Source organism: Photobacterium jeanii (assembly GCF_001650345.1).
Lineage (GTDB): Bacteria > Pseudomonadota > Gammaproteobacteria > Enterobacterales > Vibrionaceae > Photobacterium > Photobacterium jeanii.
On sequence record NZ_LVHF01000012.1, the window covers coordinates 22,319 to 33,553 of the forward strand.

General features: G+C 40.7%; 9 protein-coding genes. 6 read left to right on the forward strand and 3 right to left on the reverse strand.

All coding sequences use genetic code 11. The annotated features are described in order from the left end of the window. Positions 1 to 233 precede the first annotated feature (233 nt). From A3K86_RS01605 to A3K86_RS01620, 4 genes are all read left to right on the forward strand, one after another. Entirely contained in the window at positions 234 to 1,418 is a 1,185-nt protein-coding gene (locus A3K86_RS01605) for an amino acid permease (protein ID WP_068326688.1), read from the forward strand. 388 nt (positions 1,419 to 1,806) lie between these two features. Beyond that, positions 1,807 to 2,403 (forward strand): LPP20 family lipoprotein, encoded by a 597-nt coding sequence (locus tag A3K86_RS01610; protein WP_068326691.1) that lies wholly within the window; start codon positions 1,807 to 1,809, stop codon positions 2,401 to 2,403. A gap of 3 nt (positions 2,404 to 2,406) precedes the next feature. Further along, positions 2,407 to 3,294, forward strand: a complete 888-nt coding sequence (locus tag A3K86_RS01615) for a tetratricopeptide repeat protein (protein ID WP_068326694.1) — start codon at positions 2,407 to 2,409, stop codon at positions 3,292 to 3,294. Next, positions 3,272 to 3,796 carry a YajG family lipoprotein gene (locus A3K86_RS01620; protein ID WP_068326697.1) on the forward strand — a complete coding sequence of 175 codons (525 nt, stop codon included), beginning with the start codon at positions 3,272 to 3,274 and terminating at the stop codon, positions 3,794 to 3,796. The genes A3K86_RS01615 and A3K86_RS01620 overlap by 23 nt, the downstream gene beginning before the upstream one ends. Before the next feature lie 757 nt (positions 3,797 to 4,553). Here the strand turns inward: A3K86_RS01620 and A3K86_RS01625 are convergent. Next, the gene (locus A3K86_RS01625) at positions 4,554 to 5,657 is read right to left on the reverse strand and encodes a phosphoribosylaminoimidazolesuccinocarboxamide synthase (protein WP_068326700.1); all 1,104 of its coding nucleotides are present in this window, start codon (positions 5,655 to 5,657) and stop codon (positions 4,554 to 4,556) included. Between the two features lie 627 nt (positions 5,658 to 6,284). Here A3K86_RS01625 and A3K86_RS01630 point away from each other — a divergent pair. Further along, a complete protein-coding gene (locus A3K86_RS01630) occupies positions 6,285 to 6,839 on the forward strand; it encodes a porin family protein (RefSeq protein WP_068326703.1) in 555 nt (184 codons plus the stop codon). Between the two features lie 72 nt (positions 6,840 to 6,911). Here the strand turns inward: A3K86_RS01630 and A3K86_RS01635 are convergent, their stop codons facing one another. Further along, a complete protein-coding gene (locus A3K86_RS01635; RefSeq protein WP_068326706.1) occupies positions 6,912 to 7,625 on the reverse strand; it encodes a DUF4397 domain-containing protein in 714 nt (237 codons plus the stop codon). Between the two features lie 197 nt (positions 7,626 to 7,822). On the opposite strand from A3K86_RS01635, the gene A3K86_RS01640 reads away from it, so the two are divergent. Beyond that, on the forward strand, positions 7,823 to 10,111 hold the full coding sequence (locus tag A3K86_RS01640) for an ATP-dependent helicase (protein WP_068326709.1): 2,289 nt from the start codon (positions 7,823 to 7,825) through the stop codon (positions 10,109 to 10,111). Positions 10,112 to 10,255: 144 nt separating this feature from the next. On the opposite strand, the gene A3K86_RS01645 is transcribed toward A3K86_RS01640, so the two are convergent. Next, positions 10,256 to 10,900, reverse strand: a complete 645-nt coding sequence (locus A3K86_RS01645; RefSeq protein WP_068326712.1) for a murein L,D-transpeptidase catalytic domain family protein — start codon at positions 10,898 to 10,900, stop codon at positions 10,256 to 10,258. Positions 10,901 to 11,235 lie beyond the last annotated feature (335 nt).

Below are 11,235 nucleotides of genomic sequence, written 5' to 3' on the forward strand. Positions count from 1 at the left end.
GGATGAAACATTCACAGACCACACAATCTTTATCCCCTTCTTTTGCCTTAACGCAAACACTTCGTTTTTCGTTTATTAAGCGCTATTGCGCCTAATTCACCCCTAAGCATTCTACTGCTTGTTGATTAGAACATTACTTGGGCCATGTGGCTGAATCCAATAGCTTGAAATAGGTATTGGTGTTGTAAGTAATAGAACGAAAACGAATAACTAAACGCGTTAAGGAATTTATTGTGAATTTGAAATTATTAGGCAGTGCACTAATCATTGCCGGAACTGCGTTAGGCGCAGGTATGCTTGCTATCCCTATGGTATTGGCGCAATTTGGCCTGCTATGGGGTACTTTGTTAATGCTTGTGATTTGGTCAGGCACCACATACGCCGCGTTACTGCTGCTTGAAGCGAGCATTAAAGCGGGCGGTGGTTTAAGCATGAATACTATTGCTCGTAAAACATTGGGTAAAGGCGGGCAAGTGCTGACTAACGGTCTGCTTTATGCGCTACTTGTATGTCTGCTAATGGCTTACATCATTGGTGCGGGCGATCTATTGAAGAAAATGCTAGCTACCGTAGGGTTTGACCTCTCTATGATGCAGGCGCAAATTGCGTTTACTTTGATTGCAGGCGCTGTGGTTGCTGCGGGCACTGCGGTAGTAGATAAGTTAAACCGTGTACTGTTTGGCATGATGTTAGTTGTACTGGTGATGACGCTGTTCTCGTTACTACCAAGCATGACAGTTGAAAATCTGTTAACCGTGACCAGTGATAATAAGATTGATCTGATCAAAACCAGTTCTGTATTGTTCACCAGTTTTGGCTTCATGGTTGTTATTCCTTCTTTGGTTACTTACAACGAAGGCGTTAGCCAGAAACAATTGCGAAACATGGTAATCATTGGCTCTGTCATTCCACTATTTTGCTACCTTCTGTGGTTATACGCAGCAGTAGGTAACCTTACCTCTGATCAACTAACCCATTTTGCTAATGTTTCTGAGCTGATTGCAGCACTTGGTACCAAGTACAGCAGTATTCATAGCATTTTGTCAGTGTTCACTGGGCTTGCATTGTTAACATCATTCTTGGGTGTGGCGATGTCACTATTCCACCAAAATGAGGACGCGTTCAAGCAAAATCGAGCAGTAACTTACGTTCTGACTTTCATTTTGCCATTGATTGGTGCGTTGTTGGCTGCCGATAAGTTCCTAGCTGTATTGGGTTATGCCGGCATTATTTTGGTGTTCTTGGCTGTATTCGTACCAATGGCAATGATCATCAAAGTTCGCGGTAATGAGCCACAAGATCAAAATCTATCAATCAACCCAGATGGTACTGCAATGTATCAAGCGGGTGGTGGTCAAATGGCATTAGGCTTGAGCTTCTTGTTTGGTTGTTTCCTCCTTATGGCTCAAGTGATTTAAGTCAAGAATCACGCTTACATCATTGCTGAAATTCGTTACAGACTTTCGCAATACTCTTCTCAAGGCATACCTCGGTATGCCTTTTTCGTATCTGACATCCATTGTATTTTGTGTGCGAAGTTATTTCGTACGTAACTTACAGTAAAGGTTTGATTTAAAATCAAATGGTAGGTATATTATACCGAACCTTGATTACATCCAGTTTTTATATGGTTTATATAAAATTGATAACTGCTTAATATTTATTAAAACAGGGTTCAATTGCTGGGTGTTTTGTGTCAAACTTGCGCCAAAATTTAAAGTTGCTAGCTGCTCCTTTTAGGCTGAGGCTAGTAACTCTATGAAAAACAAATAATTATTAGTTAACTTCTTAGTGGTAGATATTGATATGAATAAAGTATTGTTGAAACTTATGGTTGGTCTGGGTGTATTGACTGTTGTGGGCTGTTCTAGCATCGAAACTGCAGAAGATATTCAGAAAGCTGACTGTTATTTCCCTGATGCGCCTTCAAAAGAAGCACCTAAATGGGTTTGTGAAGTAACACCTAAAGGTTACGAAATCATTGGTGTTGGTTACGCGAAGAAAAGTGTTGCAGGCTCTGGCATTATGCGCGAAATCGCTCTAAACAATGCTCAGCAGCGTTTGGCTTCTCAAATGGAAAACAACATCAAGAGCAAGTTTGATGCTGTTACTCAACAAACGACCACAACATCTAAGACCGTAAGCGATGAGCAAGTGTCAGAGATGGTTGAAATCACTATCAATAACGTAGTGAGCACAGTGATCCGTGATGCACGTGTAATGACTACGCTAACATCGCCAACAGGTGGTATGTACACTTTGGTAGCAATGACAACAGATGCTTACCAAGCAAACATGGCTGCAGCAATTGAAAAAGCACGCAATGAAGCGATCTGGAACAAGCTGGAATCTGCTGAAGCACAAGAAACAATGAAGAAAGCGCTTGATTCTCTAGAGGGTTAATCAATGAATGCCAAAATCAAATCAGTGATCGGTGTTGTTGCAGTTGCTGCAACGTTACTGACATCGGGCTGTGCTTTTTACAAAGAAATTGGTTCGAACATTGCTGCGCCTAGCAACAAGGGCATCAACTACAAAGAGATGAAAATCAGTAACTTTGACTCTTCAGAAAAGAGTAAAGGGTCTGTGTTCTCTAAGATGGTACGTAGCAAGATTCGTGACTACGGTTACGCCGATCCTGCAAGTGATGCGCTAGGTATTGTTGTAACTGGCGATATTAGCTGGGACAAAGACGAGTCAACGTGGAAAGAAGAAGTTAAGTCTGACGACGGTAACTACTTCCGCTACTACGCTAAGCGTACTCGTTCTGCAACGGTGACATATTCTGTGAAGAAAAATGGTCGCGAAGTCGTATCGGGTAGCCACTTTAGTCAATCTAACAGCGAACGTAGCGATCTAGACAGCATTGGTGCTGCGCATAGTAAGCTTCAAGGTTGGGACAGCATGAATAATGCAATTTTAGAAGACCTTTCTACTCGTGTTGCCCAAGATCTCACACCACACCAAAAGTACATTACTGTACGTTTATTGAGTGGTGATGATGAGAGTATTGATCTAGCGAACGAATACGCTGAGCGTCAACGTTACGACCAAGCTTATGCAATGTTCCAACAAATTGCGCAAGCGTCACCAAACGTTGCAGACCAAGCGATTTCGCTGCACAACATGGGCATGATTAAGTTCCTTGAGAGCGACTTTAAAGAAGCTTACAAGCTGATCAAAAAAGCCAATGTTGTTGACCCGAAAAACATGGAAATCTTAGATTCGATTCCTATGGTTGAAAACTACTTCCAAATGAGCAAGAGCCACGATGAACAAGTTAAAGCTTCTTAGTGCTGCATCAGCTTTGCTAGTGCTAGCAGGTTGTGCATCTGAGCCGGGTGTGACAGTACATGTACCGCCTGCAAAATCAAAAGTGTTTGGTGATGTAAGCTCGTGTGAGAGCCAGCTACAACTGCACGTAGTACATGAAACAGATGAGCTAGGTGAGCGTATTTACGTTAGCACAGAGCAAACTGTTGTGGTTGCTGGTGGTGATCGCGACAGCATTACTACGTTAGAAGAAGCTGCGCGTGATCGTGCTTTGTCTCTGGCGGTAATGGAAACCAACGGCGTGGCGATTGAAAAGCACTTCAAGCAAAACGAAACTGTGTTAGACCGTAATGGTTCACAGTCATCGTATGGTGATGTTCAATCATGCTTAACCAGTAAAGCTGTAGGTATTGGTGTTGCTCAACTTCGTCATTGTGATACCAAAACATTGCCATCGCGTCACATGGAAATGACCTGTGTGGTAGATGTCAAAGTACCGAAAATGAAAGTTGTGAAGATGTAATTCTTTAAGATTTTGTAGTTCAAAAGCCAAGCATTTTATGCTTGGCTTTTTTTTGTCTGATGTTTATGAGATAGGGACTAGCGAGTCACTCTGTGAGGAAAATAAAACGTTGCCAGCATTAAATACATAAGCAGATTTGTTGCGATAGGTAAGCTGCATTCAAGAAAAGAACACTGAGCGCCAGAGTAAAAGTCTCAGAGACGACTAACAAGGAAAAACGAGTGGATAGCTGTAAATTAGAAACGAAAAAATCAGCAATGTTGTACGTAACATTACTGCTTGGGATACGACGAAAGGAGTAGGGGGAAGGTGAGTTTGACCGAACTGTACCTTCCTCCAGAGTAAGCCTTTAAGTGACCGAAAAATAAAGACTTACTAAGTTTTTCGCTGAGTACGAATTAGCAAAAAACGACAATATCGATTGCTGGGCTGATAATACCTATTTTGGTTTGTGGCGGCTAGACTCCGGCAGTAAGCTGTTGATGTCAAAAACGCTAAGAGTGTAAAGTTAGGGTTACAGTTGATAGTGTTTAGAGCGACTCACCAGTTTTCGTAGCAAATAAAGTGAAAGCGAGACACTAGCTAGAGTGACCTTAGTTCTTTGGTGATGACTATTGGGGGGTTGGTGGGTAAGTAGAGCTGATGGGTAAGATAAGCTAACGGTGAAGTGTTGAATATAATGGGCTAAGTACTAAAAAGGCAGCCGAAGCTGCCTTAATGATCACTGGTCTTTAGCCAATAGTCGTGAAGGACGTGATTAGTCGATCAGATCATACTGCTCACGAAGCACTTCGATGATTTCAGCTTTTGGATTGTCACTTAAATGGATTTTCTGGCCTGTGATTTTTTCTGCAATCTCAGTATAAACTTTAGATAGGTTCATTAAAGACTCAAGAGGAAGTTCGTTATCACGTGCAAGTGCAAAGCGTTCATCCATACGGTCTTTATTTAATAGAATATCAGGATCAGGGAAGTGGTTAAGCAGGAACTGGCGGAAACCTTCTTTTGAATTTTCCACAATATTCCCATCACGGTAAGCGGCTTCATCCCAAATACGTGATGAGTCTGGCGTCCCGACTTCATCCATGTAAATTAACTTTTCTTTGCCTTCTGCATCGGTAACGTAGCCAAATTCAAACTTAGTATCGACAAACACTTGCCCTAATTTGGCCAGTTCAGCACTGATCATATCAAAGCCTTCTTTAAGCAGTTTTTCGTAGTATGCAATGTCGTTTGCTGAGGAGAAGTTAAATGCTGCGAAGTTATCTTCAATATTTTTACGCGTGATATTGACGTCATCAACGGCAGGAACGCCTGGAATGCCCTCAAGAATGCCTTTGGTTGATGGGGTGATCAGTAGCTCAGGTAGCTTTTGATCTCGCTCTAGCCCTTCAGGAACGGCAATGCCACAGAACTCACGTTCGCCTTTTTCGTACGAGCGCCACATAGAGCCAGTAATATATTGACGACAAATCGCTTCAATTTTTACTGGCTTCGCTTTTTGCACAATCCATACAAATGGATGTGGGATATCTAGAATATGGCTGTCAGCAAGACCGTTCTCACGGAATAATTTAAACCAATGGTTAGAGATTGCGTTCAGTGCTGCACCCTTACCAGGAACACCTTTTAAGCCTCCTTTCCCGTGCCAAATGCAGTCAAAGGCAGAGATACGGTCACTGATTACCATGATTGCTAATGGTGAATCTGACTTAACGTTGTAGCCTTTTTCCTTGATAAGACGCTGGCTGTCTTCTTCGGTTAACCAATAAACCGAACGAACTTTACCACTGTGAACTGGTTTGTCGGTGCGGATTGGTAGGTCATCATTTACTGCAAGAACTTGATCAGCAAGGCTCATAGCGAAATTCCTATTTCAAAATAACGAAGGTAAGGCACCTTTAGCACTTGATGCTAAAGGGCTTATGCCAAATTCTGAGCGGGATCATACCAGAACATTTTTGTGTCTTACAGGAAAAAAGCAAACGTTTGCCTTTTGATGGGGGGAGAAATTTAACCTGAGCATAGCAACGTGTCTGATTGGCGCTTATACCTAAATTTTGTCTGCGAGGATAATGTCGAGTGTAAATTTGATTAAGTAGCCCAAACAACATATTTGAGTAAGTCATTAAACCGTCACTACTATATGCAAGAAGCTTTCATTGATTTTTAGATAGGTCGATAAGATGTGGATTGATGGATTAAATATATTTTCTAGCCGCTCCAATGTATTCATCATTCATATTGTTTTTTGATTATTAATTAATTTTTATGGTGTTATCTCGTTTATATTGGATGCAGGTATTTTCCTGCTTTGCTCTTGTGGGTATAAATTTAAGATTATAAGTCTGTGATTTTAAATCAATAATAAAATACTGTTCGATTTATTTTGCTAGAGGGGTTTACAAACAAAATCTATTTCAGTAAATTCTCTTCCCGAAGAATAAAACAACGTTCAAAATAACATTCTAAAAACAACGGAGTGAATATGAAAAAGTTACTAGCCTTAGCAATCCTTTCATCTGTAGGTCTTGGTGCAACAGCAGCGCATGCTGAAGGTTTGTATGTTGGTGCTGACGCTCAACTTCAACAACAACAAGTTAAAAGTGATGGTGCTAAGAAGAAAACTAAACTTGGTAGCTTGAACGGTAAAGTAGGTTACGAGTTTAACGAGTACTTTGCAGTTGAAGGTCGTGCTGGTATGGGCCTTAAAAACGGTAAGTACAGCCTACCTAACAACATGGATATGAAAGTAAAAGAGAAGTACAACCTAGGTGCTTACGCGCTAGCAAGCTACCCAGTAACTGATACCTTCTCTGTGTATGCGATGGGTGGTTACTCTTACGCTAAGAATGAACTAAAGGTAGCGAACCAAACAGAGAAGGCGAATATTAAGGGTCTATCTTACGGTATCGGTGCTAAATACAAGCTAACGAGTGAGCTTGCGCTAACAACAGAAGTTGGCCATTACGGTAAGTACAAAAAAGATGGCGATAAAGTGTCTAAAAACGCAGTTAGCCTAGGTGTTCAATACAGCTTCTAATGTTGAAGTGAATTGAAAACACAAAAACGCAGCCTTAATGGCTGCGTTTTTATTTGATATCAATATTACTCACTATTCCGTAAACCCATCCATCAAAATTAAATCGACGTCTGTAAAGGTTGAATCATTATCGCTGGCAATGGCGTTATAAACTTTTCCGTTTACTAAATCGATAGTCACCATTTTCACAATGTTTTTTGAACCCGTAGGGGTTAGCGATACATCATATTGACCCGCGGGTAGAGCAACAAAGCCAGTATTTTCTTTAAATACTAAAGCTGTAACGTTTGGCTCAACGGTATTGATGTCGGTTTGTGGTGCGGTGATATAAATATCTACACCAGCGGCTGATGCGGTATTCGCAAAGGCTGAACCATGAATTAAACGAATTTGTGCCATTGCATCCATTTGAGGTGTGGTGTCGTCTAGCACAATTACTGTGAATGGACCGTTGCCACCGTCGAATTTGTCTAACGCCAGAGCACTGTATTTTTTATCTACTTCTAAAGCTAAGTCGGCTTCAAATACTGCAGTTGTTGTGCCTGCTCCAACTACTTTCACATTGTAGGTTGCTGGCTCTAGTGAAGCATAGTCAGTCACTTCTTTAAATTTGAGGTCTGTAAAGGCGGCGGCGTCATTGACTAGGATATCTACGGCGGGTGCATCTGCTGAGCCATGAATCACACGTAGTTCAGGGTTAGTCGGTGTTGATGAATCGTCATCGTCACATGCGGTAATAAACGTTGCTGTAAGTGCAAGTAATGCTGCTTTTAACCAAGTATTCATGATACTTCCTCCTGTGTGGTCTCTGAATTTACGAGGGAGGACCAGAAGTCGATCACATGCTTTTTTTACTTACGGGTTTAAAAATGAGACAAGATTTGCGCAAAGGTTAACCGTCGTGGTTGATTGTTTTTGCTGGTTTAGTCAGTTGGGGAGTAGTTATGGCACAATGCGGTGTCCAAAATTAACAGCCAATCGTCATGACTTGTTTTACTGCTGAACAACAACAATTTATTCAACACCAAAACGGCAATGCTGTGTGTATTGCGGGAGCTGGAACTGGTAAAACTACCACCTTGGTAGGGCTAATCAAGCAGAAGCTAGAGACGGTCGCCTCTGAAAACATCATGGTGTTGATGTTCAATAAAGATATTCGTACCGACTTCAAAGCCAAGTTGGTTGAATCTGGTGTTCAGCAAGCTGTGCCTGTTCATACGTTTCATAGTTTTTGTCTTAAGTTTCTTAATCATACAGGCTATTTAAGAGAAACGGGCTTTACTGCGGAATTTAACCAAGGCGAACAAGATAAGCGCTTTGTCACTCAAATATTGCGTAGTATTGCTGGTGGTGAAAAATCGTATCAACGACAGCAGTTAATTAAAGACCCAAAGACCATCGAATTGGTAATGAACTTCATTGGCTTAGTGAAAGCGTATATGTTGCCTGCTAATGAAGTCTTTGCGCTGACTGATATTAGTGAAGAGTACCGTTTTATCATAAGCGCTTACCATGATTTTGAAGTGATAAGAAAGCAGCACAAGGTGTTGTTTTTTGACGATTGGTTAGTTGAGACGGTGAAAGTATTAAAGCAATCACCCGAGATTCAGGCTTATTACCAACATCAATGCCAACTACTGATAGTCGATGAGTTTCAAGATATTAACAATGCGCAATATGCCTTGTTAAAAGCCCTGCTAGGCGATAACTCACAGCTCATTGCAGTTGGCGATGTTGATCAGTGTATCTATAAATGGCGGGGCAGTGCACCGCAATTTATGCTCAACTTTGAGCAAGATTTTAAGCCTGCAACAACATATACCCTCTCGAAAACTTTTCGTTTCGGACACTCGCTGGCGTTAGCTGCTGGACATTTGATTGCTAATAATAATGAACGTTTTCATGATTTTGTGACGATATCAAATGAAGAGCAGAGTGATACTCAAGTCGCGGTTACTGGAAGCGGACGTCAAGTCGGCGAAATCGCTCAAGCTATTCAAACGCACCTAAATAATGGTGTTGCACCGAATGATATTGCAATTTTAGTGCGTCGCTGGTCTCAAGCTTTGTTGTTTGAGCTGGCATTTCTCTCTAAGCAAATTCCATTTCAAATGCCTATCCCTTCTGTGCTTTCGCACTGCCGTGAGGTGCGCTTATTGATGGAGTTAATGGGCTTTGTTACAGGGCGTTTTCGTGATTATCCGCAGCAATACAAAAGTAATGTCTTGTTTAATTTGATGTCTTTCCCGCATTGCTACATCCCAAATAAACTATTACAGCCTTTTTGTAATGAGCTTGCTGCTTTGCCCGTTTCACAATGGCGCAGCCATGCTGTCAAACTGGAGAAAATCCACGAGTCAGTGAAGTTTGATAGCTTTATCGATCGTGTGGAACTGCTTGCTCAGTTAGAACCTAAAGGGAGTTTTAAAGCAGTAGAAGTTTATCGCCAATATCGTAAACAGAGCTTTTTAGATAACTGGATTTGGAAGACAGAAGCAACAAGCACCGAGATAGAAGAAGCGCTAGAGCGACTCGACAGTATTGAAACCGTACTTGAAACGATGGATCAACCCTGTGAGAAAGCGTTGCAGTATTTTGAATACTACTCGAACCAGTCTCAGCAACACCAGCAGACTTCTAAGAGTGATAGCGTACAGCTAACTACCATCTTTCGTGCTAAAGGTTGTGAATATCAGCATGTCTTCTTGCCGTACTGGGATAAAGATGCTTTTCCTTATGTGAATCGTGCTGCTTCGAGTATTGCTGCAGATACCGAAGAAGAGCGGCGTTTGGCGTATGTTGCCATTACCCGCGCCAAGCAGAGTGCACATATTTTCTATACTACTGAGCATAACAAAGAGTCACTACGCCAATGTGCAAGTCAATTCGTGCTGGAAGCCAAAACTAATATAGCGGCTGAAGCTGGATCTGCTCTGTACCAAGAGGGAGAGCTGCCATACTTCCGTTCTACGCTGCTAGAACAGTATTACGACAAGCTGGGTCGGCTTGAAGACATGGTAAAGCCTGAATTGCCGATGGTTGTAGAAAAATCTTTTAGCTCAGAGGGTTATAGTTATGGGTGGGCACTAACTCAGCCTTTACCAGCGAATGCTGAAAAAGTGATTCGATCGATGGTGAAAACGAAAACGCGTAAGTATTTAGATGGTGAGTTAACAAGGATACTTCGTGAGCTAGCGAATGCTTCTGAAACTAAAAAGAAAGTGTTAGAAAATCGATTGATCGTTGTTGCAAGAGCGAAAGAGCGTAAATAGAAAAACTCTGATTAAGTGAATCAATCACTTAATCAGAGAATGAGTGTTATTATTCTTAATTATTTATTGTTGTTCTGAGAGTAATAGCGTGAGCAATACTATTACTAAATCAATAAAAACAATTAATTATAAAAATTGCTGTTGTTAAGCATGAGCGTAAATAACGCTGCCACCTTTAATGGTGTTGATAATAGCGCGAGACTCTTTTTTCGGTAAAGCTGGACAACCCCAACTACGGCCTAAATAACCGTTTCGTCTGATGAAGCTTTCTGTTGCGTAATCAGCACCATGAACAACAATATAGCGACGACGGGCGTTATCGTTAATTCCTTTAGTTAGACCATCTAACTTCAATGAATAGCCATTACCACCGTAATAAGTAGTATCTGTTAAGAAAGTACCTAAAGAGGTTTGCTTTGAGTTCACGACATTAGAGAAGCGATTTGCCATTTTACCACCGCTGTTAACACCATGGGTTACGTAGGTGTGGTAAAGTAACTTGCTGTTTTTAATGTCAATTACAAAGAAGCGCTTTTCTGTAGAAGGCTTGCTGTAATCAATGATGGTTAGAATTGATTTCTTTTTGTTTTTTGTTTTATCGTACTCAATATAACCATTTTTAAATAATTGATAATCCATTACTTTATCAAGGTTAGCTGCTTTGTAGGCATGCTTAATTATAATTTCTGCTGTTTGATTCTTATTTGTTTGCTGCGTAAAGTTTGCTGCATTAATGTTGAAAGATACAAACCACAAAGCCAATAAAACTAGACTAGTGAACCTTTTCATTTCCCTTAAACACTCAAATTACTGATGAATTAAAAACTGGACGCCGACTTTATCATAAAAAATGAATATGTTTAGCGATAAAGCAGAATAACGAAATCATGATAAAAGAGTGAAAAAGACTAGGATTATTTTAACTCTGTAAATTCTAGTATAGAGAGAACATAGGCTTATAATGCAAACACTGTATAATTAATGTTTTATTTGTCACGAATGCTACCCGGTATAAAAGGTCAAGGTTTGGTAAAATAAAGATCCTAAATACTTGTAATAAAAAGCAAAGAGAAATTCTTTTTAAATAAAAGTGAGAGAATGTAACGGATGAACTGTTTGCTTGT